Origin of the sequence: Aeromonas sp. D3 (assembly GCF_027705025.1) — a bacterium.
Taxonomy (GTDB): Bacteria; Pseudomonadota; Gammaproteobacteria; order Enterobacterales; family Aeromonadaceae; genus Aeromonas; species Aeromonas salmonicida.
Genome location: NZ_JAPDBE010000035.1, coordinates 25,397 through 51,445, shown reverse-complemented (window position 1 = coordinate 51,445; position 26,049 = coordinate 25,397). Strand labels below are relative to the sequence as shown.

29 protein-coding genes are annotated in these 26,049 nt (G+C 51.2%); 26 read left to right on the top strand and 3 right to left on the bottom strand.

Going from position 1 to position 26,049, the window contains the following annotated elements:
* Nucleotides 1–890: 890 nt before the first annotated feature.
* The 3 genes from OKC28_RS17645 to OKC28_RS17635 all read left to right on the top strand — a co-directional run bounded on the left by OKC28_RS17645 (nt 891) and on the right by OKC28_RS17635 (nt 2,966).
* Complete coding sequence (locus OKC28_RS17645; protein ID WP_157669147.1) at nt 891–1,799, top strand: DNA replication terminus site-binding protein; 909 nt, start codon at nt 891–893, stop codon at nt 1,797–1,799.
* Nucleotides 1,800–1,805: 6 nt separating this feature from the next.
* On the top strand, nt 1,806–2,519 hold the full coding sequence (locus OKC28_RS17640; protein WP_088813965.1) for a hypothetical protein: 714 nt from the start codon (nt 1,806–1,808) through the stop codon (nt 2,517–2,519).
* A 315-nt stretch (nt 2,520–2,834) separates the two neighbouring features.
* The gene (locus OKC28_RS17635; protein WP_269768568.1) at nt 2,835–2,966 is read left to right on the top strand and encodes a hypothetical protein; all 132 of its coding nucleotides are present in this window, start codon (nt 2,835–2,837) and stop codon (nt 2,964–2,966) included.
* 54 nt (nt 2,967–3,020) lie between these two features.
* On the opposite strand, the gene OKC28_RS17630 is transcribed toward OKC28_RS17635, so the two are convergent.
* Nucleotides 3,021–4,403, bottom strand: a complete 1,383-nt coding sequence (locus OKC28_RS17630; RefSeq protein ID WP_171277327.1) for a hypothetical protein — start codon at nt 4,401–4,403, stop codon at nt 3,021–3,023.
* Between the two features lie 254 nt (nt 4,404–4,657).
* Here OKC28_RS17630 and OKC28_RS17625 point away from each other — a divergent pair, with 254 nt between their 5' ends.
* The 23 genes from OKC28_RS17625 (at nt 4,658) to OKC28_RS17515 (ending at nt 24,066) form a co-directional block, all read left to right on the top strand.
* Nucleotides 4,658–5,206, top strand: a complete 549-nt coding sequence (locus OKC28_RS17625) for a hypothetical protein (protein WP_157669149.1) — start codon at nt 4,658–4,660, stop codon at nt 5,204–5,206.
* A complete protein-coding gene (locus tag OKC28_RS17620; RefSeq protein WP_157669150.1) occupies nt 5,110–7,131 on the top strand; it encodes a TraI domain-containing protein in 2,022 nt (673 codons plus the stop codon). The genes OKC28_RS17625 and OKC28_RS17620 overlap by 97 nt, the downstream gene beginning before the upstream one ends.
* 52 nt (nt 7,132–7,183) lie before the next feature.
* Nucleotides 7,184–8,023: a hypothetical protein gene (locus OKC28_RS17615; RefSeq protein WP_270690607.1), complete on the top strand. Its 840-nt coding sequence runs from the start codon at nt 7,184–7,186 to the stop codon at nt 8,021–8,023.
* 379 nt (nt 8,024–8,402) lie between these two features.
* Entirely contained in the window at nt 8,403–8,993 is a 591-nt protein-coding gene (locus tag OKC28_RS17610) for a hypothetical protein (RefSeq protein ID WP_157669151.1), read from the top strand.
* 24 nt (nt 8,994–9,017) lie between these two features.
* Complete coding sequence (locus OKC28_RS17605; protein WP_088813971.1) at nt 9,018–9,860, top strand: PFL_4669 family integrating conjugative element protein; 843 nt, start codon at nt 9,018–9,020, stop codon at nt 9,858–9,860.
* 1,362 nt (nt 9,861–11,222) lie between these two features.
* Complete coding sequence (gene pilL2 / locus OKC28_RS17600; protein WP_157669153.1) at nt 11,223–11,729, top strand: PFGI-1 class ICE element type IV pilus protein PilL2; 507 nt, start codon at nt 11,223–11,225, stop codon at nt 11,727–11,729.
* Nucleotides 11,726–13,096: a hypothetical protein gene (locus OKC28_RS17595; protein WP_088813974.1), complete on the top strand. Its 1,371-nt coding sequence runs from the start codon at nt 11,726–11,728 to the stop codon at nt 13,094–13,096. Before pilL2 ends, OKC28_RS17595 begins: the two co-directional genes overlap by 4 nt.
* 268 nt (nt 13,097–13,364) lie before the next feature.
* Nucleotides 13,365–14,234 (top strand): hypothetical protein, encoded by an 870-nt coding sequence (locus tag OKC28_RS17590; protein WP_088813975.1) that lies wholly within the window; start codon nt 13,365–13,367, stop codon nt 14,232–14,234.
* 164 nt (nt 14,235–14,398) lie between these two features.
* A complete protein-coding gene (locus tag OKC28_RS17585; protein WP_157669154.1) occupies nt 14,399–14,839 on the top strand; it encodes a transglycosylase SLT domain-containing protein in 441 nt (146 codons plus the stop codon).
* A 14-nt stretch (nt 14,840–14,853) separates the two neighbouring features.
* Nucleotides 14,854–15,390: a PFL_4695 family integrating conjugative element protein gene (locus OKC28_RS17580; protein ID WP_157669155.1), complete on the top strand. Its 537-nt coding sequence runs from the start codon at nt 14,854–14,856 to the stop codon at nt 15,388–15,390.
* A gap of 101 nt (nt 15,391–15,491) precedes the next feature.
* Nucleotides 15,492–17,636: a type IV conjugative transfer system coupling protein TraD gene (gene traD, locus OKC28_RS17575; RefSeq protein ID WP_088813978.1), complete on the top strand. Its 2,145-nt coding sequence runs from the start codon at nt 15,492–15,494 to the stop codon at nt 17,634–17,636.
* Nucleotides 17,636–18,307: a DUF4400 domain-containing protein gene (locus OKC28_RS17570; protein ID WP_088813979.1), complete on the top strand. Its 672-nt coding sequence runs from the start codon at nt 17,636–17,638 to the stop codon at nt 18,305–18,307. The genes traD and OKC28_RS17570 overlap by 1 nt, the downstream gene beginning before the upstream one ends.
* A gap of 11 nt (nt 18,308–18,318) precedes the next feature.
* Entirely contained in the window at nt 18,319–18,573 is a 255-nt protein-coding gene (locus tag OKC28_RS17565) for a hypothetical protein (RefSeq protein ID WP_157669156.1), read from the top strand.
* A 112-nt stretch (nt 18,574–18,685) separates the two neighbouring features.
* The gene (locus OKC28_RS17560) at nt 18,686–19,255 is read left to right on the top strand and encodes a restriction endonuclease (protein WP_088813981.1); all 570 of its coding nucleotides are present in this window, start codon (nt 18,686–18,688) and stop codon (nt 19,253–19,255) included.
* A gap of 234 nt (nt 19,256–19,489) precedes the next feature.
* Nucleotides 19,490–19,729 (top strand): hypothetical protein, encoded by a 240-nt coding sequence (locus tag OKC28_RS17555; RefSeq protein WP_088813983.1) that lies wholly within the window; start codon nt 19,490–19,492, stop codon nt 19,727–19,729.
* A gap of 240 nt (nt 19,730–19,969) precedes the next feature.
* A complete protein-coding gene (locus OKC28_RS17550; protein WP_088813986.1) occupies nt 19,970–20,230 on the top strand; it encodes a hypothetical protein in 261 nt (86 codons plus the stop codon).
* A 14-nt stretch (nt 20,231–20,244) separates the two neighbouring features.
* Nucleotides 20,245–20,463, top strand: a complete 219-nt coding sequence (locus tag OKC28_RS17545; protein ID WP_088813987.1) for a hypothetical protein — start codon at nt 20,245–20,247, stop codon at nt 20,461–20,463.
* 276 nt (nt 20,464–20,739) lie between these two features.
* Complete coding sequence (locus tag OKC28_RS17540) at nt 20,740–20,976, top strand: hypothetical protein (protein WP_088813990.1); 237 nt, start codon at nt 20,740–20,742, stop codon at nt 20,974–20,976.
* A 54-nt stretch (nt 20,977–21,030) separates the two neighbouring features.
* The gene (locus tag OKC28_RS17535) at nt 21,031–21,264 is read left to right on the top strand and encodes a hypothetical protein (RefSeq protein ID WP_157669157.1); all 234 of its coding nucleotides are present in this window, start codon (nt 21,031–21,033) and stop codon (nt 21,262–21,264) included.
* A 229-nt stretch (nt 21,265–21,493) separates the two neighbouring features.
* Nucleotides 21,494–21,799 carry a hypothetical protein gene (locus OKC28_RS17530; RefSeq protein ID WP_157669158.1) on the top strand — a complete coding sequence of 102 codons (306 nt, stop codon included), beginning with the start codon at nt 21,494–21,496 and terminating at the stop codon, nt 21,797–21,799.
* A 15-nt stretch (nt 21,800–21,814) separates the two neighbouring features.
* Nucleotides 21,815–22,555 carry a hypothetical protein gene (locus tag OKC28_RS17525; protein WP_088813994.1) on the top strand — a complete coding sequence of 247 codons (741 nt, stop codon included), beginning with the start codon at nt 21,815–21,817 and terminating at the stop codon, nt 22,553–22,555.
* Nucleotides 22,556–22,761: 206 nt separating this feature from the next.
* Complete coding sequence (locus OKC28_RS17520; RefSeq protein ID WP_088813996.1) at nt 22,762–23,403, top strand: EAL domain-containing protein; 642 nt, start codon at nt 22,762–22,764, stop codon at nt 23,401–23,403.
* A gap of 111 nt (nt 23,404–23,514) precedes the next feature.
* On the top strand, nt 23,515–24,066 hold the full coding sequence (locus tag OKC28_RS17515) for a zinc-finger-containing protein (protein WP_088813997.1): 552 nt from the start codon (nt 23,515–23,517) through the stop codon (nt 24,064–24,066).
* Between the two features lie 810 nt (nt 24,067–24,876).
* On the opposite strand, the gene OKC28_RS17510 is transcribed toward OKC28_RS17515, so the two are convergent.
* Nucleotides 24,877–25,248, bottom strand: a complete 372-nt coding sequence (locus OKC28_RS17510; RefSeq protein WP_088814002.1) for a hypothetical protein — start codon at nt 25,246–25,248, stop codon at nt 24,877–24,879.
* Between the two features lie 482 nt (nt 25,249–25,730).
* Nucleotides 25,731–26,048 (bottom strand): hypothetical protein, encoded by a 318-nt coding sequence (locus tag OKC28_RS17505; protein WP_157669159.1) that lies wholly within the window; start codon nt 26,046–26,048, stop codon nt 25,731–25,733.
* Nucleotide 26,049 lies beyond the last annotated feature (1 nt).

The following is a 26,049-nucleotide window of genomic DNA, read 5'->3' as shown; positions in this document are numbered from 1 at the left end:
GGTAAGCAGAGTTTTTGAAATGTAAGGCCTTTGAATAAGACAAAAGGCTGCCTCATCGCTAACTTTGCAACAGTGCCCTATGGGCTACCTGTTGGCAAACACTTGGCAATTGCACTTAAGCGATCTCGGATCGTATAAGACTTCTCCGCACATACACGATGGGGGGGCAAGCAATTTAATGGATGCCCTGGTCACTGCTTGTGGCAAAACCTCAGCCTGGATTGCCGAGCTAGTTGATTACACCCGGCTTGGATGCATCTTCGAGTACGATCATGCTGATAAGAGTGATGGAGATTGCTTGGCTCGAGTGATTCTCGAGTCTGTTCTGAAAATGGAGTCAGACCAGAATCTACACGAAGCGGTGCTGAACTGGCTCAGTGTTCAAGGTTTACCTCTCACTCAATGAGGTCTGATCAACAGTGAATGCAGCGTATAGACTGACATTCAAGAGAGAGCCCCGCAGTGCGGGGCTTTTTTATGTCGTACGCTGGTGGCCATAGGGCAGAGGAGTCTACAGGGTAGAGTCGGTAGAGGTATGTGACCACAATACAAATCTCAACCAACATTCCTAAAGCCTAAAATGATACAAGACTCCAACCTGCTGAACCGATGTTCTCTTCATATACCCCGAGGCCTCAGTAAGAATCTCTTTTTTCTCTCTTTATCTTCTTTCTCTCCCCCTTTCTCTTCGCGCGTGCGCGGTCTGGCAGAAGTGTCGGAACCAAGTCTAACCGAGCACTCGGGGGTAGGTATAAATCAAAGTAGTCTAGAGTTTGTGCGCAGCCCGAAGGGCTCGCGTGAATTGAATACAGGGTACAGGAATGTTGGTTGAGAAATCATCCTCTGCTGGTCATAATAGCACCAGCTTGAGCCCTTCAATGGAGTGCCCCATGAATAAATACGAATTGGCTGCACAACTCCGCATCCTGGAGCAGCGTCAACACCGGCTGTTGGCAATGCTGCGCGACTTCATAGACGACAGCGAGCTCATCCAAGGCAGCACCTTTGCCCTCCCCCCACACGACCCGAAGCAGGAGACACGTTACGACACGCCCTCGATCCCGGTGACTCCGGCTCACGGGATCGAGGCTCTGTATACTGCTCACCATGCCTGGGGCCATCTGTACGCTGACGCTGGTGAAAACACTCGCCTCGTGTACCGCTTGCCGGGAGCTATACAGATTCATTCCAGACACAGCGAGGAGCTCGCCGGTATAATCGAGGCAATCAATGCTGACCGAAGAACCTTCCGAGACCTGGTGACAAACTCAAGCACGATAATCGGTGGGCCCAATACTCGGTGGGAATTTCTGCATAGCAAAGGCATGTTCGAGGGGCTGATCACTTTGCAGTTTTACCGACAAATCACCGTCGCCGGCGACACGGCCCGGTCAATCTCGTTCTGTTGGGCTCATAAAAACACCATGCAGAGAATGACCAAACAGCAGATCATCGGTACGCTCAGGGCATCACAGGACTCGCCCCCTCGTCATGTAATCGATCCAGCGGGATGGTCTGCACAGCTAGAGGATGAAATTGTGCTGCTATCCGCCCTCTCCGATGATGCTCGCCTTGTCATCCGGCGCCCCAACCCAGTCCATCCGCAAGCCTGGCTGGTGGACGGAGACAGCCGCCGTATGCAAGTAGCATCGACCCCGGTTCTCATTCTCGGAGCTCAGAAAGTGAAGATCGGTCTTCTTAAAAACTACGACATCACCCAAAAACGCCCTCCGCGGCAAGCAAAAACAACCGCCAATGAGCCGCTTATCTCGCGCCTCTGGCTTTACCAGGAGCAGTAGTAAATCATGAGCATCGCATTTGGCCCTCTACGCGGCTTTGTCGTCGGTACAGTGATCAATGATACGGGCCCCATCGGCACTATCGCAGACATCTCCGGCACCGATTACTTCATTACCCCTCAAAACTGGCTAGGTGAGACTCCCCCCGAAGTCGGCATGATCGTAGAGTTCAGCGCCCGCGCCATACAAAAAGGGTATCTGGCGGTCAACATCAAGCCAATCAACGCTACCACCTTATGCACCCCGGGTATGAGTGCCACCAAACTAGAGATGATCGAGGCCGACCGGCGAGCAGAACGAGCACGGCAGCACATCACAAGGCTACGTCAGCTTGTCTTCGATATGAGTTACTCACCAGAGAAAGCGATCCTGGAGGTGTTCGACATCACCCCTCCAACAGGCATCATCATTCCAGATGGGCCCAGCGACCGTGACCTGCAGTTTATGGAGCTGCTGACCCACAATCGCTCACCCAAAGACAAGCATGAAACAAGCCGCAGACTGTGCCAGGCATTTTGCCTCAGCTTCAACGCCTTGATTGGCTTTATGCGCGGCAGTATCACTTATCGTGTCGCGCTGGAGCGGGCAGAGCGTGATAGGCAAGAACGGTCCCGCCGTCACTCACCAAACAGTGAACAGGGTCATCCCATTCCCCTGGAAGGGCAACAAGAACCCGGGATGCTCAAGAAATTGGTCACGAACATCATGGGCAATAAATAACTGCCGTTGCATGACGGCCGCTGATAGGATAATTTACCCGAAGTGCTCATTCTCCTTCGGTTTATCCGCATAGCACACGCAGAAATGCATCGGAGTCACCTCAATCACAAAACGCAGCCCTGGCTGCGTTTTGTCGTTCTTAGACTGTCAAGTTTGGCCTGAGCGCCCTCGCACGCGCACAGCCCAAACCACTCTCTCCCGAGAGTGAGCTGACAGGCGATGGCATAACCAGCCTGTACCGCTTACCGCGGCTGCCAACCTCCAACCCGCCCATCTGGGCCACCTCAACCAGGCCTTTTGGCCAAGGATCTCATTATGTGGATCAACATTGTTTTAGCACTTGAAGTCGTCGGCTTAGCCTTTGCAATTCGTTTCTGGTTTATCTGCCGGGAAGATGCGGCCGCTTTTGAGCGTTCACGCATCCTTCGAATTAAGGCCCGAAGTTAAAAAACGAAAAAACCACGCTCAGGCGTGGTTTTTTTTTCCTTTGTTGCCGGCCACTCAGTCGTCCGGATCCGCAATCCTACGTTCCCAGTCTTCATCATAGGGGATAGGCTCATACTCTGGAGAGTCCATCGGCATCGGGGGTATATCTGGGTACGATAGCGCCTCACGAATTTCAAGCTCCCTATTTTGCATTCTATAGGTTAACTTTTTCTCTTCTTCCATTGCTTCTTGCTCAACTCGTTCTTTGTCGAGCGCACGATAGTGAAGGTCCATCACTCCCTTTCCGATGACAAACATCTCATGACATGACTTGGCCAACGTACTGGGGCTATCCAGATCCAGGGTATGGACGTGCTCAAAGGTTCGTTTGTAGGCTTCGATATTATCACCCTCCCCCTGGAGCCTGAAGGCAACACGGCAACGTTCACCGCGAGAGTCTTTGGCCATCAATGTGATCGCAGGCTGGATCCAGACTCCAGTCATCCGATCGACCATTGGTAAAACGGGCTTGTGCAACCATAGCTGGTAACGTGTGCTGATGTTGGGATCAATATTGTCCAGGCAGCGAGCCATCTCAATAACGATAAGGCGCTCCGGCCAACTGGCAACAGGCAACGGTGTCTCTGCACTGGCGAGTGGTTGCAACGCCCAACGGAGGATTGAGGGGCCCTCATCGGTTGGCTTATCGTATCCGAAGGTTACAGCCAGCATGAACGGGCCATCACCTGACTGCATACCATTTAGCAACAATGGTGGTCGCTTAGCCTGCCCCAACATTAGTGCAGAACCATTGAGCAAAACACAAGATGCCGCTCCATTAAACAGGGTGTAGTCGGCGATCACCGATAAGAAGAGGAATTGGTGCCGGGTCTTAGGGTCGCGTTTATGGGCACGATTCAGTTGGCCAAGAAGCATGTCCAAACCCTGCTCCCCAACAAATGTGAATTGCTGCAAGCACCCAAATCCCTTGAGATTTAGTGGATACGCTGCCGCTCGTATCTTCATCTGCAAAGAGTTAATCGAGATCTTTTGCCGGTGGTGACGATAGGTGCAGAACGAATCGTCCATCAGTTGCCAGAGGAGCTTGTAGAGAACGTCTACCTTCTGTGCGGGGTTCTCGGCATGAGTTCGCTTTGGTTTATCCGAATTATCAACTGGTGATATGCCCAATTCATCAAGAACAGCACTCCGCTGTGATTCCGCATCATCAATGACATCACCATCCAACGAAAGCAGGTCTATCTTGCGGTATGGAGAGAGCAAGCGATACTCTGGCTGCTTCATCGCGGTCGTATTGTCGCCGGCATCAGGGCCAGAATCCTCCGATGTGCCTCCCAACCCAAGAGACGTGCGCAGAGGGCAATGTGGGTCATGGTGACCATGTTCATGGTGATTAACTATCAGGTACCTATCTTCTGCTACCTGGCGCACAAACATCCTCGCGTCCGGTTTCTTACACCCACAGAGCAGCCAATACTTGTTGTGGTGCAACGTTGCAAGAAGCTCCTGCGTCTCAAGGCTATCGCGGTTGTCTGGATGCAAGATTATAGACTTCTCGAGACGCCGAATGGGTTGAAGCGTCCCCCCCTTTACAATCCAAACACCCGCCATAAAAAACCCCCTCTAAATTGACAGCCGTTTATTCGTCCTCAGTTGCTAGATAATGCCACAAAACTTAAAGGGGGGTTGTTGTGTTGGTTAAAGAGAAAGCGGTGAACCCTTGGGGTGAGTTATACGAATTTCTGACCGGGAAGGAAAAACTCAACTTTGCTCTTGAGCCAGAGATGAGAGTCCTATACACAGCGATCAGAGATTTCTCCGCCCACTGTGCAATTTTCGACTCAGCAACGCCCAGCTCTATGGCCCCCAAAAATGAACTTCCGTTGCTACTGGTGGCAAGCCATTGCCTACAAACCGAGAAAACACCGGAAGCCGCCGCCCATATGGCGATAGCAAGCTGTTCATTAGGGAGGCTGCACTTTTACTGCCAGGGGGAAAGCTGGAACCCTGAAGATGAAGCCCTTCACTCTTTCATCGGTCGAATGTACCCAACACAAGTCCAGAGAAAAGTGATGCCAGAGGCTGACCCTAGAGTGATCAGTGTTTGGAAGAAAATACTACAAGAAGTGAAGGAGAGGCAGGCGTGCGTAATTGGTGGTTCAAGTGGTCAACAAGGCAACAATTCGGACAAATCGATAACAAATCACACGCAGAGCCAACACAACAAGCAAATGCACTAAGCGGTGGTGCCCTCGTCGCAGAAAGCCCTGATGCCTTGTTAAAACGCCATATGCCCCTGCTGCAAAACTTGAGTGCGTTCACGCAACTCGATGAGACCCGGTTCAATCAAATTTACATGGAGCTCTTTCGAAATCTTGCGGCCTGGTGCCAGCACCTGCCCGCGAGTGAACGACATCATCATGCTCACCTTGGTGGTCTGTTAGAGCACAGCATCGAAGTGGCTGTGTACTCAGCCCGGATCGCAGGTCGATTCTTATACATAGCCGATGGAGAGGAACAGATCTCTCAATGGCAGGCCTTATATATCTTCGCGATGACATCAGCGGGTGCGCTGCACGATGTTGGCAAGCTCCTCACTGATGTTGATGTTGTGGTTATGAAGGGCTCAAGCATGACACCCTGGTTGCCACACCTCGGCCCTATGGCGCCGGGAACCAAGTACATCTATCGATACAATGACCGCCGCCAGCACGGCGTCCACGAAGTCGCGAGCCTTCCACTCATATTCCAGATCATGCCAAAAGCAGCACTAAGTTGGATCTGGAAAAAATCACTCATCCGCGATGAATGGCTTGCCACGATCGGTGGAAAAGCAATGGAGCTGGGGGGGAATATCGGTCGGTGCGTGATTGAGTGCGACTCTCAATCAACAGGAGACGCCATGGAAGATGCCCCTGTAGCCACAGCTGCGCAAGCCTCTGTGAATAGCTCTCTTGCAAAAAGGCCACAAATTCATGCCCTGGCCATCAAGGGAATTACATTGTCACTGCGTGACTTTGAGCCTAACAAGAAAAATTCACCCTATTGGGTATCCCAGCACTTCATTGCTTGTGTCGCCCCGCGTTTCGTAGAGTGCATCCGCTCTGCGCTTGGTACCGAAAACCAGTTCCTGCCGGATAACACCAGCCTGATTTACGACACTATGGGTGACAACGGCATGTTGATACTTAACGTGAATGGGAAGGCAATGCACTCGCTCATGTTCGCGCCAAATCAAAAGCCTCTTGCGGTAGTGCTGGTCAAGCGCAAGGTGCTAGACCCAGATGCAAAGCTACCGGTCTACACCGGCAGGCTTCTGTGCCCATCTGTTGATGAACAATATCATCATCAGATCCCCGGAGAAGCTCAGCCGTCCAAGGCTGGCTCATCAACAAGCGACATGAAGCAGGTTTCTAAACCAGCTCAATCACAAGTTCGTTCGGAACAGAAGGCCACCTCTACTCCAACGGTACCGAAGAACACCACCGCTCCTGAGGCCAAGCAGGTCCAACCCGGTCAAAGCATGGAGCTACAGCCTCAACAGCGCAATGAGCAAGTCCCACCAACTTTCACCGGTGATCTGAGTTTCAATGAACTAGCCGCCGAAGATGGAGCAGGCAACGTTGAGTACCCCTTGACGGTGAAGACTAAAAGCGACGACTTCAAAAACTTCGTTCAAAGAAATGAGACGCCGGATACACACCAGGAGACTCGACAATCCGCGCCGATCTCTATCAAAAAAACAAATTCTGGTCGAGCTGATACTGCACACCAGTTTATTGAGTGGCTACGTGCACAGATCATGACCGGGGCCCTCCCGGTCAATACTAGAGCTGGCGTGGTACACATCGTTTCAGAACGCCGACTCTGCTTTGTCAGTCCAGGTATCTTCTATACCTTTCTGGACCAAAATGGCGCAAACAAGAACCTGGATCCGAAAGCGAGACGCGAGGCAGTATCCAAAATTCAGCATGCCCTTGCATCGGTTTTGATGTTCGAGCGCTCTATCCTGGGGGGCACAATGATCACAGCTGAGATTGTTGGTATGAGAAAACGTGCTGACATGCACGTGATGGTACTGACAGCACATGGTACAGAGGGGTTGATGCTTGACCTCGACTTTAACAATGCAAATAGATTCATAACACTCGGCGATATCAGATAGATATCGCAAAAAAAAAGACACAAAATTTGTGGTGATTGCGGGAGGATAATTTGTGAACGGGCTAGAAGAAGACTTGGATCTTAGGAGGCTTGATGGCGGGGAGCGACTGTTAGCAATTGCAGAGCTCTACGGCAACGAGCAGCTTGAAATTCCAATTGATACACCTAGTTGTTACGAAGAGGTGATAGCCTCGTCGAAGCGGTTTATTCGTGACTACAGAGCAAGCTGGAACAGCATCGTTACGTTTGGTGCGGATAAGCTCCGGTTAGCATCGGCCATGGAAATCAAAAACGTGGCCGCCCTTCTCTCGCAAATTTGCGACGGTCAAGATAAGTGGGATAACAATCCAACGAGCCCCATCGAGGGTTACACTGTTGGCCAGGCCATTTCATTTCTGGTCGCTAACAAACCAGACATCGCGATCACTACGGCACCAGAATACATCTCTGAAGCACAACAAGATCTCTCATTTCTGGATCACGCAATCTACCTAACCGCCGAGTCCATTTCTTCAACATATGGCATAAAACTGTCAACACTAACCCATGGTGGCTTCTGTGTTGATCTGCGTAGCGTATCCAGCAGGATGCAAATGATCAGAGCAATTCCCCTACTTCTGCTCGGCGCACAATCATCACGAAGCGAGTCACTGGCTGCCGGCCTGGACAAGTTGGCACTCCGGAATGGATATCGCGATGAATACGAGATGGCAGAATCAATTCATCTGCGATTCAACCTATCTCGTTCGTCCTGGGCCAACGCCGCAATCATCTCCATGATCGACGAATCAAACGACAACACAATTCACCCAGCTTGTGGCAGACTAATGCGGTTGATACGACGTATGTCGATCAGTGTGGCACTAAACAGCGGAGAGTTTGATGTCGAATAAACGGGACAAATTGATCGCATGCTGTGGCTCACTCCTGGCAGAGATAATTAGGCACGCCATCTTACATCGTTCATATGCGACCCCATTTTCTCACAACCTAACGGGGTATGGGCTTGAGCAATTTTGCCAGAATGAATTTTGGATAAAAACGCTTCAGTTCAAACGTCGTGTGATGGATGACATACATGATGACCCCAGTGGGTGCTTTGGGACTATCGATCTACGACCCGTGTTCAATGCAATCGCAAGCGGTATGCCTGCACGAGACGTGGACGCAGATGCTCAATTTCCCCGAGCCCTTCTGCTGCACCTGATCAGCAGCAGTTTCACAAATTGTGATTTCCTAGCTGATGTATGCCTACTGAAAAGGGATGAACTCATGTCAGTAGTCCAATACTGCAGGATGAATCCCAGCAGGCTTGGTTCTCTTGCTACCTTGATACTGCCGGAGCACATAAGGTTGTCGCCTGACATTGCCATGATCATTGGGGAGACCTCGGAACAGCTAAACGAAGTGATCCGAACTCAGCAACTTCTGTCCATGCTGAAAATTCACAGAAAGAAGATTGGTATCATCACGGGCTCACCAATTTCGGCAATTCAATGGATGGGGACACAGAACACCCCAGGTCGACCCACATCGAAAATAGACCCCCGTCTTGAAGGGCTCGTGATCCACACGCTGAATCTATTCCAACCAAATTTCGATGTAATGGACCCTTTTGATCTCTACACGCAGATCGTCAGATTCATAGTTGAATTTTACCAAGGAGATGAGCGGGAGGAGATTTCACTGAAGCATGCTGGCCAGCATCTAGGCGTACTTATGGGTAGGATTTCAAAGTGGAACCAGGCCGACGTCAGGAGGTGTACTAATGCATGTAGTGGCATGGGGCTCAACATTACTATCACACCCAGCATCAAAAAAATGGCAACACAGGTATACCACGCTGTCGACATCATCATTTGATCAACAAACGGAGAAATAGAAGAAATGAGCAGCAAACTAATTCTTGGAGCCCTCAGTAATGAAGAGGTCTCAAGCACACCGAACAACAGAGTAACCGAACTGGGTAGACTCAGATCACATATCAAGATCGAGATCCATACCTATGAGGGAGCGGCGCTGTTCTCCGGCGTAAAGCGTGAATCGGATCAAGATGGTACTGACGACAATGGTCAGAAGAAGAAATTCACCCCACACAATCTGACCATGTTGGCGCAATCCATGATGATTCTGGAAGGGGATATCCGACTCGATAACCCCTATGCAGACTTCTGGTTTGATTCAATCTGGACAGCAATCACAGAGTTCCGTGATGAGTTAAAAACCAAAAAGCAGTCACTGATTAGCTACATGGAAGACCGAGTGCCAGAGAATTTCACATCCTCTGAATCATTCTCCGTGAAACCAATCGTCTACCAGGTTCGTAGTGGTAGTCAGCTCTACTATCAATTCCTCTATGCAGTCCTGGAAATTGATTCTTTCATTCGCCTTGTCATGCTTGCAAGTCATGTCGCGCTGCTGAGCCCGAGTGCAAGAACTACTTACATTCGGGACGTTATGAGGGGCTGCAGGGCTCTCATTTCTCGCGCAGCATCCTATCGACACACTCCTGTCACGCGAGATGATGTGTCAGCAAATAACGAAAAAGCTCGCATCGCTGCAGAGCGTTATGAGTCGATTGGAATCTTGCCATCGAATGGTCACATGCGTGGTGAAACCCGGCATGAATTCGCCCCTGAAATCCATAACGTAGCTGAAAGAAAGAGCAATCCAGCAGACGCATACATCGAACCTGAAATCGTGAAGGAAACGATAGCCGAAGAGGCATGATGAAAGGGATAGATGGCCTCTGTCTAAACTCTCTGAAACAGATGAGCGATGACTATATAGAGGCCGAGATTTCAAATATCGTCCATGAGCTTAATTTGAATATTCGAGATGTTCTTCCATTAAGAATAATCCCACATCGAAGTTACAATAGGATTTACCTAAGATGGAAAATTGTCGATGGTAGTAACAGAAGGATATCGAATTACAGTGGGTTTGATCTCAAGCTAGATGAAACAGAGTGCACTCTGGCCATAGAAACCCAAACGCAGCTCGACTATATAAACTCTCAACTCGGCCTGTTCGCCAAGCGAACGAGAAGATAGGAAAGACCCGCAATTATTGCGGGTCCTTTTTCACAGGCGGCACAACGACAGCATGCCGCCCACACTACTAGTGGTCGCATGAATCTGAAAAATAACATGATCCAGATCACGTTCATTGCACTACCTCTCCCAGCCGTTGGTCGGCGTTTCCGCAATACAAGCGACCAATTTCATGAAAGGGCCTATGAAACACGGACCGGCAAACCTCCTCGAGTACGTGTTGGATTCTTAAGTTGGCCCCCATTGGATCCATGCGGATTGACCTCAGCAAGACGCCTGTCCCCATATGGGGCCATTTTTCGTATATTCCAGCCCGCCTGGCTGCTTAAATGGTAGAGCGCTGCCAAGGCAAAGAAATCAATTTAAACATTAAAAAACAACACAGTATGATAACTCGGCATGCGTTGCTTGGTCCGCATTCAAGTGCCGGCGGCTATCGAAACCCAATCCGCCCTGAGGATATACAGGCATACGCAAGCGCCTTGGTGCTGGGCCCTCTATTTTCCCCCACACCCCCTTTAATGGTTAAGGGCAGCGCAGCCTGCCCCCTTCCCTTCGCCATTCCCCTTGCTCATTGGTGGTCGATTAGTTCCCTTGATCAGCCCGGAGTGATCCGATAGCATTGGGAACGTCATGGTGAACATGACATCAACCACGCCGCGCAGATCGTCGGCAAAAACGATCGGCCAGTTAGTCAGAGTAAATCTGGCCCGACGAAAGGCCCAGGGGCTGCCAGAGGCCGGAATGAAAATTCCTCCCCAACAACAAATCAAATTGCCAAGAAATGAAACCGGCTTTTTAATTTCAAGAAATACACGAATATTATTAGGGCGCCTGATGGCGCCTTAACTTTATCTGTCATACCGTCGCACCATCACACCTCCCTATATTATTTATTCCCTCTTCGTAGATCCTACCTCACACAATGGCTCACTCTGCTGGATATCGCAGTTCGTGCAGTCAAGGTTCGATATGTCTCACAAAGCATATTGCAGAAAAAATCACTGCCAAAACTGCACCCATTTTCCGGTTTCTCGTCATGGTAAAATTGACGACTAAAATCAACCATGGACGCATTGAGATGCAGACAGTAAAAAGTGCGCTGACAGTTGCGACAATCTGGATGATGATTGCGCAGGGTGCCACCGCAGCTACACCAGAAGATCGGTATGCAATTTCGCGTTACACCACTATCAACACCACTCCGGAAGTACGCCAATCTAATCCGCTTCTTACCGTTGTGAGCTTTTCATTTCCTCCCACCGTTGAGACTGTAGGGCAAGCGATCAATTACACGATTCAGCAGACCGGGTACACGCTGGCTGAGATGTCTAATCTGCCTGAAAGCACGAAGGTGATGCTCACACTACCATTGCCAAGCGTTCAAAGAAAATTCTCATATGTCACTGTCCAATCCGCACTAAAGACACTTGCTGGCGATGCCTTTTTGCTGCTTGTAGACCCCGTACATCGCGTGGTCACATTTGTTCCATTACTGCATGATTCAGATCCTTCTACAAATGAAGATGGCGGTGCACAGAAATGAAGAAAGATAGCGAGTTCCTCAAAAGTAAGAGCAGTGAGACAGACAGCCTTCTCTCTTCATTTGGTGTTTCTTCCACTCCGGCCAACACTCCGGAACGTGACTCGTTAGTTGGCAACAACCAGGTTCATGAAAATAACAATCACCAATATGACGCTGGCTTAGATTCGGCAGGTGCTATCGAAGCTGTTACAGAGATCGACCCGATGGATGTTGCCAGAGAACTCATGGGGGAAGACTCAAGTGCAGGTTGGCTTGTTGGTGGAGTGGTAGAGAATACGGAACAAACGACCAGTGATGAAAAAAATTCTGTTACCGAGCACCCTCAACAAACTCAACCCCAGCGTAGTGAGAGTGGAACCGATTGTGACGCATTTCTTCCAGAGATAACCCAAGATGATCCACTCGCGACTGATGACACAAAATTACAGATACAGGATGAGACCTTCGGACCACCGCTAGAGTCTATCCATGCCGAGTCTAGCGATAGGCAAAAATCATCGGGCAATATACTCAGTCGAATGAGAAAGAAAAAGCAGCCGGTACCCAATCCCAGCTCGGAACATGAACACGTGATCGAACCGGCTCAGGATCATGACCATGGATACAGACATGAGAGATATGATGCTGACCCTATTGGGGGAAGAACCATTGCTGCTGCCTATGTCAGTTTAGCTCTTGGTGTTTTCAGCTTTGGCTTAGCCAGCTACACATTTCTATCTCTCCCAAAAAATCAAAATACTCAACAGACTTTCAATGATCTGCGTACTGAGATGGTCGCAAGGATGGATAAGATCGAATCGAACACCGTAAACAGGACCTCTGAAATAGATGCAGCTGTAGGTGAAATTTCGCGGCATGTTCAGCAACAGTCAGCAGATTTGTCAGCTCTTAACTCAGAGCTGAGTTCGCTAAAATCATCTACCGAAAAACTGTCGACGGACACAGACCTTAGTTTGACATGGGCCAGGCAGACTCGCCAACTTGTCGACAACATTCAGGAGTCTGTTGATACATTGAGGGTTAGTCAGGAGGCATCTCAGGCAGCTATCAATAAGCTAAAGAATGCCGGCACACAGACCATTCCTCAAACAGCACGCGCGGCAGAGTCACACCAGTATGAAACGAAGATTCAACCAGCTAGGAAACCACAGCTAGTCAAAGTCATTGATGGTCACACGCTCTTCGATGTTGATGATTGGGGCGGTATCCTGCTTGTCACCATGATGAATGGCGACGACGTTAAGCGACTTCAAGTTGGTGATGAAATTGGAGTGTGGCGCTTGGAGAGCGCCGACCGTCAATCAAGGCAGGCTGTATTCATCCAGGGGGACAAGGTTCTCACTGTCGTGGCCAGCGGAGGCTACTGATGCCTAGATGGATTTTACTTTCTGCAACAGTCTTGTTGCTTAGTGGGTGTAGCACCATCCAAAACTTTTCCAATTCGCTAGCCAAAAGCTTCGGAGGGACAGAGCGTGAACCGAAGAAAGTGGCTACCGTCCCTGCATGCTCATCACAAGACATTGCCGGCCTCAGTTCGCTTTACATTGACTCATCGAGGCCCTACTACTCTGACGGTTCAATCTTCATTTACGGCCGGGATGGCTCGCGTTGCCTTCTACCACTGAGGAACTTACGATGAAATTTAAACGTGCAATCTTATCAGCCATTGTCGCTGGCACGCTCGGCATATCTGCACAAGCTGTAGAGCTGCGCTCAGGAGTAAATACCAATCTCACCACCATTGGCCAATCAGCAACACAGCGCGACACTATACAGGCCGTTAACGACGTGCCGTCGTATCTGCTGTGGACGAAAGAGGATCTGCGGCAATCCAAGGCCTGGGGGATGAAGCAATCAGAATGGATGGAGTACAAGGAGTTGATGTCCACCGGACCGAATGCCGCCTACTACGCGAATAAGCCAGAACTCACACCACTCATGGTCATGGGTATCAACGCTAAGACAGATTTTGATCGCACCCGATATGCCAAGCTTTCGGTCGAAATGGAACGCGCCCGCCTGGCAAGGGAGGTTAAGTTTGACGAGGCTGTTAATCAATACATCAAGACGCTGATCCCGAACCACCCGGTTTGGATGTCTGATTCGGAGAGAAGAACTTGGGCCAAGCGCAATGCTGAATCTGGGGTTGACAGCTCTAAGGCCGCTGGCTTAAGCAACAACAGTGTAGCGGTCCCGATCAAGGACACTAGAACCGTTGCCTATGCTGACGCTGCAAACTGCGATGTCAGATGCTCTGCGTTCATCAAGAATCTCGCCACCCGATCGAGCAAGCTCAACCGCCTCGATCTGTTCGTCATCAATGCCAGCTCCGATGAAAATCTGTTGTCCTTCTCTCGTGGTATCGGGATCTCAACTCAGATGCTGGCTGATGGTAAAGCGACCGTGAACTATGACAGCGGATACTATGCTCGCCTTAAACCTGCACCTGGGTTACCTGTGGCATATCGTGTCCAACTAAACAACACGGTTGAGTTGAAGCCATGAGGACAGGGGCGATCAGTGCTGCAGTTATTCTGGCCATACTTACCTTTGCCAGCCCCTCACAAGGAAGCGCCTCAACCGATGTTCGAGGCCGCCCTGCAACTAAGCAGGTTAAGGGTACAAAGCACCAAGTAGCACCGATACCACCAGCCTACTATGAAGTAGCCATGATTAAGCGTGTGCCGGCAGATCTTCTGTATTCAATCTCGTTGGCCGAAAGTAAGTTGCCGACAAACAAGGGGCGGATCGTGCCTTGGCCATGGACGGCCAACTTCAAGGGGAAAGGGTATAGGTTCAAAACCCGCGTTGCGCTTTATCAGTTTTGCAAGCGACTAATTGACCAGGGACACCGGTCCGTAGACATCGGCATTGCCCAGGTGAATTGGCGTTGGCACTCCGGGAGGTTTGGTGGAGACCTTTGGGCGGCTACTGACCCATGGACGAACCTCAACGCGGCTGCTGACTACCTATCAGAGCATTACCAGAAATCCCGAAACTGGTGGCAAGCAACCGGCCAGTATCATAATCCAACGGATGTAGCGAAAGCCGCAGCCTATCGCAAGTCGGTGTATAAACAATGGCAATATGTGAAACAAACCATGCAATGACAGCTGTGGGGATCATGCTGGCGACGATCGCTGGCTGTGCACATGCAGATGTGCCATCACCAGGGATTGTGATCTACCAGAATGAGAATGCCTTCCCTATCAAGAACTGGGTTGATGATCAGTTTTACTCTGACTTGAAGAAGCCGGATTCACTGGTTCAGATCAAGGCCAACCTCAAAACTGCTATGGAGAATTTCAAGCCCACATCTGCAGCACTGCCAAGGATCTTCCCTATTGAACCTAAACTCATCAAGCAGGTAGTTCTTCCCGGTACCCAGATGATCAAGGAGCTACCGGACCTCCCCCAGCCACTGTTCGTCATAGGCACAGACGAGTACAGCATTAGATGGTTCCAGGCAAATAGAAAGGTGTTGGAGCAGTACGGTTCGTCCGGAGTGTTGACGAAGGTAAGGAATCAAACCGAGTGGGAGTACATGCAAAAGCTGGTAGCTCCCATGCAACTCTGGCCAATGAATGCTGATGCTCTGGCCGATCAGCTAGGCGCCCCTGGCTACCCGATCATGATCACCAAGTCTGGTTTTTTTCAGTAGCTAGTCCGTGATGGCCATCCTCCCATCTGCCACCGCCACGCCGGTGAACCTTGCTCACCGGCGAGATCCCCCCCCCAATATCTCATTTATGGAATGCATCCATGACTGCAAAATTTGAAATCGAATCCCTGCTACGCCCGCCTGTTGAGCTCTATAGCTCTGCGATCATGTCAGGGGGCGCTGCGCTGTGCATGTGGGCGCCTCACACTCTCATGATGACGCCCTCAGTCAGCTATGCCTGTGGCGGCATATTGGCGGCCGGGGCCCTCAGCAGGTTTCACGACGGATGGACCGTCAGCAAGTACCATCGCAACCTTACGCGCCTTAGTTACTACGAGATGAAGCCCCAGGACGTTCCCTGTTCACAACGTCTCAACTGGATCGGCCGCGGCTTTGAGTGGAAGCCCATTCACACACAACGGATGATTGAGGCGCAATCCATCAAGGCGATGAAGTACCTGGAGCCCAGCAATATAAGTAAGCTGGCCCGCCAGACGGAGATTACCTTGGAGGGTAAAGGTTTTTTGGCTGAGTCCATCGCCAAAGCGCTTCGCAAGGACAGTCCTTGGAATCCGGTACGCCCCCTCCCCCCCGTTGGGGGATCGCCGATCATGCATGCTGTTGAGCCTCATGAAAGGGATGTCTACGAAGATTTAGGGGAACGGGTAGCGCACAAAATCGTCATTGGCACAACTCGAGTGGGGAAAACCCGAGCCGCCGAGATATACGTCGCATCCGATATTGCCCGCGGCGATGGCTGCACTGTCTTCATGGACCCCAAATCAGACGCCGGCATCCTAAAACGTCTCTATACGGAGGCCAAGAGGCACAACCGCCCGTTCTACATCTTCCACTTAGGATTCCCCGACATAAGCTGCCGCTATAACGCCGTGGGCTCATTCGCCAGGATTTCGGAAGTAGCCACTCGGGCCACCAGCCAACTCGCCAGTGAGGGAAACAGTGCTGCATTTGCGGAGTTCTCTTGGCGATTCGTGAACATCGTTGCACAAGCCCGGGTTGCAATGGGTAGTCGACCAAGTTACGTGCAGATCCAAGGCGACATTGCTGACATGGAGCCGCTTTTCAACGACTACAGCGAGTATTACTTCGAGAAGCACCGGATTACTCGCTGGCGAGAGGACGTGAGCACTATCGAGTTGAACATGAAGGCTCCTCCCCGGCACATGCAAGGCCGGACCAAGCGAACAGCAGCCCTGGAAGCCTACATCAAGGGGAAGCGTATCTTTGATCCTGTGCTGCTGGCCCTGCTATCCGCAATTCAGTACGACAAGACCTACTTTGACAAGCTGACTGCATCCTTGCTGCCGTTCGTGGAGAAAGTTACATCCGGCCGGCTGGTGGAGCTGGTGGCCCCAACATACGACGCCAAAGACTCCCGACCCATCATCGACTGGATGACCATTATGCGGCAAAAGGCAGTGGTCTATATCGGTCTGGATGCCATGACAGATAAGACCGTAGCAGAAGCCATTGGCGGCTCCATGCTGTCCGACCTGCTCTCTACCTGTGGCTATCTGTATAAATACGGGATGGAAAAAGGGCTTGTGGACGCCAAAAATGGTGTGTTGCCGAAGGTGTACCTCCACTGTGACGAGTTCAATGAGTTGGCGACAGACTTCGCCATCCCGATCCTCAACAAGTCCGGTGGCTCTGGGGTTAGGTTCACAGCCTACACCCAGTCAGTTTTCGACCTAGAGGCCAAACTTGGCAACGCCGCCAAAGCCCAGCAAATGTTGTCAAACTTCAATGCGATCATCATGCTGCGCGTCAAGACCATAGAAACAGCTGAGCTTCTTACCAACCAGTTACCAGAGGTCACGATAAGCGAGTTGGGTGCAATGAGCTCTGCACGTGATAACTCCGACGTGACCAGTACCATTCACTTCGAGTCGAACAACTCGGACACCATCGGCACACGCCAGGTCCCACTACTGCAGCCCTCCGACATTATTCGCCTGCCCAAAGGTCAGGCCTTCGCACTACTCGATGGCGCCAAGCTCTACAAGCTTCGTTTCCCGCTGATGGACGACAGGAAAGACAACATACCGATCCCGAAAGACGTGGAAGAGATCTGCGCATTGATGGAATCGAACTACCAGACCTCGGATAGCTGGTACAACAACTTGAGATCCTGGAAGAGCATAGACAGGCCAACCGCGGCCAATAACCCCTTTGGTCAAACTGCAGCTGGCCTCCCCGATGAACTGGCTGCGAGGGTTGCCTGATGGCCACACCGAATGAACGGATCGACATCCTCTCGTTTGTCATCATTTCCATCGGAATGGTTGTAGGGGCCACCGTCACCGGCGTCATTATTGAATGGTGCGGCATGATATGGTTCTGGCCTGAGCAAGGCGCCCAGCACGCCCTCAAAATGGTGATCGACGAGGCGGGTTATCTGAATGCAGACTTCGTTAATGCAGCGCTGTTTGGTTGGACACCGACTGAAGCAATCCATTACATCACGCAGGCCGTAACGGGTTCCCCTATGGGGCCAGACGTTCTAGACCCTGCGAGGTATAGATGGCTCACCACTTGGTCTGCGTCGATGAAAGTTTTCGAACAATACCTGCTCGCTGCCATCTACATCTCTATCGTCTGCCTAATCCGAGCGGTGATCTTGCTGTTTTCGTTGCCACTGTATGGGCTATTCATGTTTGTGGCCTTTTTTGATGGGTTGATGCTCCGGGATCTACGCAAATACGGAGGGGCCCGGGAGTCTGGGTTAAGGCACCACTATGCCAAGCGTATGATTTTACCGTGCATGTGGTGTGGGTGGGGGCTGTACTTGGCCATTCCATTCACAATCCACCCCAACTGGATATTGGTACCGAGCGCAGTGCTATCCTCTGTATCCCTCTGGTTGGCTGTAAGGTTCTTCAAAAAGCATCTTTAATGGAGGTGCCTATGACCAGATCCCAAGTCGTTGCGATCCTATCCCGGGTAAGCAGTCTGGAGACATCGCAAGCATTGGAGTTGCTTACTGACAGCCACGAATCATCCCTCAGCATGAAAGAGGTGTTGTTTGTCTGGGACCGCATTTCTACGTGCCTTGATCATCAACATGCAGGGGACAACTCGGATGCCCTTCGGCAACTAGAACAATTAGAGCAAGAGTTTGCCGCCATCGGTATCTACCAAATCCTGGACGCCGGCGAATAGCGCGATCCGAAACTAACAGCGGGGCCAAAGGCCCCGCCTTCTTCTTCTCACACACGGTGATTGTCTGGGAGCTTTCCCTGCCTTTCATCAACCACCCACCAAGGGCGTTACCATGATTGTGCTTCCATCCTCCACCTCATTCACTGAGCCGCTTTCATCTCTTCTTCTTCACCTGCAGACCTGGCCGATTCTGGTTGCAGTTGTGTTGCTAGCTATGCTCGTAATTTTAAACCCGGCCCGCAGGCCTAGGGGTAGAAAAGGAAGACATGAGGTTCGGATCGAACAATCTGGTTCGGTGCTGGCAAAAATTCGGGGAATACCGACGTGGCAGGCCCGGATAGCCTACCTCCGCAAGATCGACCCATACACATTTGAGGAGCTCATTTTGAGCGCATTGGAACTGCAAGGATTGACGATCATTCGAAACAAAAGCTACTCGCGAGATGGAGGGATTGATGGAAAGGCGGTTATAGGCGGTGAATTGGTACTCATCCAGGCAAAACGCTACAAGAAATTCATCAGCACAGACCATGTTAGAGCATTTGCCGAGCAATGCCGGCAACAGGAATGCAAAGGCCTGTTCATTCATACAGGGAGAACCCCGAAATCAGCTTGGCACGCGATAAAAGGGTCCCATGTCACTATCATCAGCGGCCCACAACTCGTCGAGTTCCTAACATAGCCGCCGGTGACTCACCAACCGAGAGACCTAGGGAAGGTCCACCAGCAGGATGGCCACCCATTCTTGGATCTCCCTACCCCCCTGCATAATCACGACAGCTGATCCGCATTCGTGAGTGCGATCTGTCATTCCTAGATTTACCAAGCCGGGGGAGCACATAGAGTTGCGTCACTCGGCATAATGGTACATTCAACTCATTGAAATATTACCGACCCCAGCGAAAGAGAGAACACGATGAACATCAAAGGAATCCCCAAAGTCAGAATGCAAGCAAAGGGTCTGTTCCATTCAGGAAATGTCGACGCAGCCCAGCTCCTGACAGACCTAGCCGACGCCTATGAATACCTGGCAGCCGAGTATGGCCGGGTCATGGAACTGGCCGGGTTCAGTGAGTCTCGCGAAGCATGCGAGAAGGATGCTCTGGCTTGGCTTGATCCGACAAATCGCCCGGCAGTCGAAGAAGGTGGTATCTGAATGGCCACCAAAAACGCTCCGTTTTATAGTCTCCGCGTAGGCAGAGACCGAGACGTTAAAAGCCACCGGACCCGTGAGGCAGCAATGAATGCTGCTAAGGAACATGGACAAATCTGGATCACAGAAACAGGAACTCAGCGGCAAGTTCACGAAGTATCTTGCGGGGGTTGGAGGACCTTTAAGCCTGACAGCCTCGCCCCTGACCTCCGTGCAGAGCTCGAGCGCCTGGGGCTGATTTAAATGACTACTGAAACGGCAAAGCACTACCTTGCACCGAGTGTCGACCATTATGAATCGGTTCAAACCACGGTCGACATTGATGGTTTACATCTGAGTTGCGAGTGCCATTCTGAAGTGTCTTTCATCATCGAACCGCTGGCTGGAGGGTTTCTCTTCGAATGCCAAGAGTGTGGTCGTTTGTACCACAGCGGGCCTACTCATAGCGCCGAGGACATGGTTCGGGTGAACAAGCTTTTGACAGCGATCAACTTAGACAAGTGAGCTGGAGAACAGATATGGAAGTGCGTGACATCATTGAGCTTCTTCGTGCCGGGTGGGAACTGGCAAACCGGGGGATGGGGTGGTATCTGTCCGCCCCCCCAAAACCTTATCATAAGAAAGTACAGCACCTTATCGGTGACGAATTGGTGAATTATATGGAAAGGGCCGGGTTGATCAAAATGGCCATGCCGTACAACACCATTAACGCTGTTCTTGTAGAAGAACGGCGTTAATCAAGGAGAGTAGGATGGAATTTGGCATAGTTGAATCCAGTATGGATCCTTTTGTTTCCTTCTGGCTGGTGGTGTGCATCATTGTGTCGTATTGCAGGCACAATGTAACAGCGTGCATTGCATGCTTTATGCTGGTCACGACGGCGCTCTCGATCAGCACATTCTTCGGTGACTTGGCCAACCTATCAACAAGCTATCAGTCATTAATTCACCTGCTAGCAATCTGCAGCTGGGTAATACTCATCCTATATCTCAATTACAAAAATCGGATTACCCATGAAGTTCATCACTGATGTTTTACCTGGTGAAAGCGTGATTTTAGCCCCCTCATTAATTCACTGTCTGCTGCAGATCGTCGACTTGTTCGACAACACAGTAGTCATCTTTGAATACACCCCTCCAGCAGAGGGTTGGACACATGAAAACCTGTGTGCTCTAGATATCCCTCTGGAGCGGCTCCGGGGGGCGGATGCTTACCTTGGCGAGACCTGGGTTGGCTCAACAGAGATATAGGGAGCAGACGATTTGCCAACACCCGTTTTTGAAATTGTGCACAAGGACGAGACCATGCTGATCCTTCTGGACTTAGACCGCGGCGCAACAATCACGAATACTGCCGAACAGGTAGTGCGCACGGTTGATGAGTTGGTCGGCGGTATTGGAAAGCGTCGTCTTATTTATCGAGATACCATTGGCCGTTATGACGAAATCCTGGTCGATAATGGTGTGTTTCGCGGGTTCAAAGCCTGCTCTATTTCACAGCAGGACTTTCTCCGTGGACTGTTACTGAAGTCCTTATAACCCGAAGATTGCATTCCCTGCCCGCCTAGAACCACCGGCAGGATGAATTTGGTTTCCCACTCCCATCCAGCACACAATCCCAGGTACCGGCCCAATAGGTCCGGTGCTCTATCCCTCTCGATATGAAGCTGTCTAGGTGCTTGCCGCCCGGTGTGCTCCCCCCCCTTGCATTGCTAAAAAGCAATTTATCCTGTCACCAACTGATCAAAAACAATGGGGGGGGGACCCTATGGACTTCAGCAAAGCAATCGCCACCACCATAGACCTGCCGGTGCAGGTTAGCGAGCGGGAAAAAATCCTCAACTATGCAGAGTGCAAGCCACTGACGTTGGCTCAGCGTGATGATTTCCTTTCTAAATGCCGGCACTTCCCCGGTGACATTTTCATCATCAACGATCACTGCTTCTCCATCATCTGCCATTCAGACGTGGAGTGGGTATTGGTGCCGTTGAACCAACAGGCCAGTGAGCTATACCGACACCGATACTTGATCGATTCCAGCGAACTGCACCATCGCAACCTTACCATTCACTAATTTTGAGAGGCAAAAATGACCGCAATAGACACATTAACAAACACCGCAGTCCAGTTTAATTCGAGGGTAAGAGCCGGTTCCCTGTGGCTTACGAAGAACGGCTTTGTAGTAATCGTGCATAACATCATATACCTCGATGGCCGGCCGCTCGTAACTTACTCCTACTCCGATGCAGATGATGCGGAACTGAAATCCCATCCCCTGGCCACCTGGCACCAGGAGCTCATTCCTCACCAGCCATTGACGGCTTGTGTACGAGCAGTGCACGCCTCGTATCAACTGATCCTGATGGCCATTGAGGAACAAATTAAGAACGACGTATTGCTGAATCTGGGTGATCAGGGAGCCGGGTATTCCCAGGAGTTTCTGAATTCAATGCTGGAATGCATCGAGAAAATCTCTAGTGACCTGTCCTGCCAGGCAGGTTCCGTCATTGCACCATTTTTTAGCCGCAAGATGGGCTCAGCTCCGGATGCATTCCCTGAACTGGCCTTTGAGTCCATATCGCGGTTGGCTTTGATCTACGACGCCATCAATGATGCTGCCCAGCTGCCCGAGTTTAACCACTCCTTTGACATTTTATCCGCGGCGCGTAATAGCGAAAACAGTTGCACCGAGGCGGTCGGTTTCACGGCTTTGGCTACCAACCTAATCAAGCTGCAGATAGCTCTTGGCCGGGCGGCACAGTCTGAATACGAAGACCTGCTTGCGGATGTCATGACCTGGCCTCTGCTCGGCTTCCCTGGCGCGAGATAACCCTTATCAACTGCGCTGCAGCCAGGGGCTGCCAATAACGCAGTCCTGGCAATGGCTGCAGCGAACTGTCCACACGTTCGCAGGCTACTTATCCAGCAATTTTGTGGATAACTCACATCAGAAATAGGTCACGATTTCACCATAGGATTTACTCGGCGATAGAGTTGTAGACTCTCTCGCGGCAATTTCAGAGGGGATCAAAGTTAATGCTCATTGCAAGACAACCAGTGTTCGATACAGAGAAACAGGTGATTCATGCTTATGAGTTGCTTGCAAGAAATAGTGGTCTATCAAGGTTCTCCCCTCCAACCTCCGATTACCACTCCTGGTTCGACATCGATAAAGCTGTTCTAGATCTCGCGGACCAGCTTCTTAAGGGGGAATCAAATCTACTGGTCAATGTGAGTGAGCATTCCTTGGCAGTTGAGCACCGGTTCCATCAATGGCGCACTTTGATCCTCCAACTGGCCCGCAAGCACCACATCGCGGTAGAAATCACCGAGCTGGTCACAGCCTCCACGCTCCAAAAACGATGGGATAGCCTGAGATCGATGGATGTCGAGCTTGTCATGGATGACTTCGGCACGAAATACTCCACGCTTACGCGACTGCATGATTTTGAATGGGACATAGTGAAGTTTGAGTGTGGCCAAACCAACGGCTACACACCCTCTATGCTGGAGGGGATTGATGCCTGTATGAAAATGGGGATCCCAATCATCGCTGAGCGCATCGAAACCTACAACCAAGCGGTCTCATCTCAAATGCTCGGATTCAATCTGCAGCAAGGATATTTTTGGGCTAAACCCGAGATCGTTTTGCACTCCCAATTACACACCCGGGTGTAGGCCCCCTTACCTGCCTAGCACGGCTATCGCAGCTGGCATGCCTACAACTCAATCTTGCATTCCTGAGTACCACGAGACAATGGCTACAACCCTCTCATCAGGATTGTGCATATGGCTCGCAACACAGCAAATAGTCATTTTCATCCCAAGGACTGCCGCTATTGTGGCGCCCCTCTGGAGCTCGTTAGCAAACAGTTGGTGTATCCTGCCGCTCCGGCAAAAGCGATGATCTACCGTTGCAACCGTGATGCATGTGATAGCTACGTGAGCTGCCGAGAAGGAACTGACATCGCGATCGGCTCTGTTGCCAACAGGGAAACCAGATTAGCGAGACGCGAGGCACATGCCAGCATCAACGGCCTAATTGATTCCGGCAGAATGAATAGGCACGAAGCCTATGCATGGATGCAGCAACTTCTTCGCCTGCCATACACTCGTCGGGGCATCGGCTGGCTGGATGAGCACGAGTGTAAGCTTGTTGTCCAAGAAGTAAGGGATATCCTGAGTCGGTCTCGATATGAAGCCTCCCAGAGAGGTATAGCCAGCTTGAGAGCGCTTTTTGATAAGAACGACAGAAAACGGGATGATTCCTCTCAGAGCCAGGATAAAAAAGCTCAGAGATTAATGGATCACCTCCAGCTTATGAACCACTTCAACGCTTGAATTTCGGTGAGGAACAAACGCCACAAATGAACAGAATGATTGCCAGACTGCGAGCCCATGGCATTGTAACCGCCAGCCACATGATCGGCATTGGCATCATGCTTCTGGTACTTGGTCTAGCTAACACTAGGCCTAGCCCATGGCTGTCTGCAGTCGTTGCCGCGGCGGGGCTTTTTTCTTCCATCTGTATTCATATCGCTGCGGTTCGGTATCAAAACTCTATGGTTGGGTATACCGCTGCAGGGTTGGATGATGAGAATCAGAGCTAATTGGCCACGAACATGATCTGCAGGCGTCATGGTCGGCCATATGGGGAGACCATGGCCATACACAACACCTGGAGTGATAACCACTAGGAACCAATGGCGAGTTAGGAGTAACTATGAGGCAATCCGATTTGGAGTACATCGGCGAGATCGACGGGAGGCATTGTTGGACGTGTGGAGGCTACGAGTTCTACTGGACTCCGGGCGCAAATGTCGTGACCAGTGATCTGGCCGGCGTAATTCGATTTTGTCGCGTCACTCTGGCCCCACGACAGAGCAGGGCCACACACACAATTAAGACCCTCACGAGGACAGACGCCAAACGGGCGATTGTCGGGGCTCTGAGTTGATAGAGGAATAACGGCACGAATGAACAGATGCAGGACATGACTTTTACAGCGGTGATCGCACTTGGGGTAACTACCTCTGGGTTTGATTTCGATCTCGGTGTGGTGACAGTAGAACCCAAGCAGCTACAGCACCAAAGTTATGGGTACTGTTTATTTTCATCCCACAACTAGGGCGCCTATATGGCGCCCTTGGCTTATTCATTAACCCCCAGAGATCTCATTAGGGCCTCGCCGTTCTCCAAGGCTTGCATCTCTCCTATGGCATAGGCGCGGGTCGGCTTCTTGGCCAGCTCTATGGCGCTGGCCAGTTCTTCATGGCTGCCTATGAACGTCGGGCGATCCCAAGCACCTCCATCGAGGCATCTAACCTCCCAGCGCCCTCCGCTGTCCCATTCCAGGTACGGCTGGCGCCACCACAGTATCATCTCTTCAGTTTCGCGCTCGTCGTGCTTGATGTCACTGGCTGGTGGATTGGCCGGGTTGACCGGTATCCCATCTATGACGCCAGATAGCTTGGTCGGTTCAATGGCCAAAGCGGCCTCAAGGGTGATCGCAGTAAAGGACATTGCTTGCCCTCCGTGTTGATTGATTGGTTCATCATTGCAGCTGGTCGGTCTGGTGTCACTGGTTTCCGCCCTATTCCGTGCAGCCCTTCTCGTCCAACTGCAGCTTATTCAGAAAGCCCCCCATCTACCAGCTCCCCTTTCACCTGATGCTTTGGCGAACGGACAGAATCTCCACTCAATGGCTGGGGTGTTGATACTTTTCTCACCCGCCTTCGGTTTGGCCTGACGTAGCCCAAGGCGGCCTTGGCAAAAAAACCTATTACCGCCATGAGTGCGATAGTCCCGCGAGCTCTCATTTATCTACGCCGGCCGCCGTGCTTGGCTCACTCTCATTTGGCACTACTTCCCCATATTGATTGAGGGTGATCTTTTTCCAGCGGTCCTCTGGCGGCTTATGGCGCTGCTGCTTCTCCTGAGTGTCGCCACACGCTGCAAGTGCGAGGGAAAGGGGTAGGGCAATTGCTATTCGCTTCATGGGGTTACTACTGCCCTTCGTTCCTGCTGGTAACCCCATGGCTTGGTGCCTTGAGGGGATCAGTGTTGGCAGGCGTCGTCTGGGGGGTGGCCGCTTCGCCCTTCTCGTCCAGCAGCTGCTTATCCAGAAAGCCACCCTCCACCAGATCCCCTTTCACCTGGTACTTTGGCGAACCAAACAGAACCCCCACTCCATGGCTGGGTGTGTTGATACTTGGCTCGCCCTCTTTCGGTCGGTCTTGCCCGATGTTGCCCAAGCTGGTCAGCGCCATGGCGGCGATCCCTGCAATAACTACCAGCGTTACAATCAAGTGGTGTGGCTTCATG

What these genes read in the sequence shown, in the direction of transcription:
- OKC28_RS17645 (WP_157669147.1), top strand. Translation starts at nt 891, where the DNA reads ATGAATAAATACGAATTGGCTGCACAACTCCGCATCCTGGAGCAGCGT.
- OKC28_RS17640 (WP_088813965.1), top strand. Translation starts at nt 1,806, where the DNA reads ATGAGCATCGCATTTGGCCCTCTACGCGGCTTTGTCGTCGGTACAGTG.
- OKC28_RS17635 (WP_269768568.1), top strand. Translation starts at nt 2,835, where the DNA reads ATGTGGATCAACATTGTTTTAGCACTTGAAGTCGTCGGCTTAGCCTTT.
- OKC28_RS17630 (WP_171277327.1), bottom strand. Translation starts at nt 4,403, where the DNA reads ATGTTTGTGCGCCAGGTAGCAGAAGATAGGTACCTGATAGTTAATCAC.
- OKC28_RS17610 (WP_157669151.1), top strand. Translation starts at nt 8,403, where the DNA reads ATGTCAGTAGTCCAATACTGCAGGATGAATCCCAGCAGGCTTGGTTCT.
- OKC28_RS17605 (WP_088813971.1), top strand. Translation starts at nt 9,018, where the DNA reads ATGAGCAGCAAACTAATTCTTGGAGCCCTCAGTAATGAAGAGGTCTCA.
- pilL2 (WP_157669153.1), top strand. Translation starts at nt 11,223, where the DNA reads ATGGTAAAATTGACGACTAAAATCAACCATGGACGCATTGAGATGCAG.
- OKC28_RS17595 (WP_088813974.1), top strand. Translation starts at nt 11,726, where the DNA reads ATGAAGAAAGATAGCGAGTTCCTCAAAAGTAAGAGCAGTGAGACAGAC.
- OKC28_RS17590 (WP_088813975.1), top strand. Translation starts at nt 13,365, where the DNA reads ATGAAATTTAAACGTGCAATCTTATCAGCCATTGTCGCTGGCACGCTC.
- OKC28_RS17585 (WP_157669154.1), top strand. Translation starts at nt 14,399, where the DNA reads ATGATTAAGCGTGTGCCGGCAGATCTTCTGTATTCAATCTCGTTGGCC.
- OKC28_RS17580 (WP_157669155.1), top strand. Translation starts at nt 14,854, where the DNA reads ATGCTGGCGACGATCGCTGGCTGTGCACATGCAGATGTGCCATCACCA.
- traD (WP_088813978.1), top strand. Translation starts at nt 15,492, where the DNA reads ATGACTGCAAAATTTGAAATCGAATCCCTGCTACGCCCGCCTGTTGAG.
- OKC28_RS17570 (WP_088813979.1), top strand. Translation starts at nt 17,636, where the DNA reads ATGGCCACACCGAATGAACGGATCGACATCCTCTCGTTTGTCATCATT.
- OKC28_RS17565 (WP_157669156.1), top strand. Translation starts at nt 18,319, where the DNA reads ATGACCAGATCCCAAGTCGTTGCGATCCTATCCCGGGTAAGCAGTCTG.
- OKC28_RS17560 (WP_088813981.1), top strand. Translation starts at nt 18,686, where the DNA reads ATGATTGTGCTTCCATCCTCCACCTCATTCACTGAGCCGCTTTCATCT.
- OKC28_RS17555 (WP_088813983.1), top strand. Translation starts at nt 19,490, where the DNA reads ATGAACATCAAAGGAATCCCCAAAGTCAGAATGCAAGCAAAGGGTCTG.
- OKC28_RS17550 (WP_088813986.1), top strand. Translation starts at nt 19,970, where the DNA reads ATGACTACTGAAACGGCAAAGCACTACCTTGCACCGAGTGTCGACCAT.
- OKC28_RS17545 (WP_088813987.1), top strand. Translation starts at nt 20,245, where the DNA reads ATGGAAGTGCGTGACATCATTGAGCTTCTTCGTGCCGGGTGGGAACTG.
- OKC28_RS17540 (WP_088813990.1), top strand. Translation starts at nt 20,740, where the DNA reads ATGAAGTTCATCACTGATGTTTTACCTGGTGAAAGCGTGATTTTAGCC.
- OKC28_RS17535 (WP_157669157.1), top strand. Translation starts at nt 21,031, where the DNA reads ATGCTGATCCTTCTGGACTTAGACCGCGGCGCAACAATCACGAATACT.
- OKC28_RS17530 (WP_157669158.1), top strand. Translation starts at nt 21,494, where the DNA reads ATGGACTTCAGCAAAGCAATCGCCACCACCATAGACCTGCCGGTGCAG.
- OKC28_RS17525 (WP_088813994.1), top strand. Translation starts at nt 21,815, where the DNA reads ATGACCGCAATAGACACATTAACAAACACCGCAGTCCAGTTTAATTCG.
- OKC28_RS17520 (WP_088813996.1), top strand. Translation starts at nt 22,762, where the DNA reads ATGCTCATTGCAAGACAACCAGTGTTCGATACAGAGAAACAGGTGATT.
- OKC28_RS17515 (WP_088813997.1), top strand. Translation starts at nt 23,515, where the DNA reads ATGGCTCGCAACACAGCAAATAGTCATTTTCATCCCAAGGACTGCCGC.
- OKC28_RS17510 (WP_088814002.1), bottom strand. Translation starts at nt 25,248, where the DNA reads ATGTCCTTTACTGCGATCACCCTTGAGGCCGCTTTGGCCATTGAACCG.
- OKC28_RS17505 (WP_157669159.1), bottom strand. Translation starts at nt 26,048, where the DNA reads ATGAAGCCACACCACTTGATTGTAACGCTGGTAGTTATTGCAGGGATC.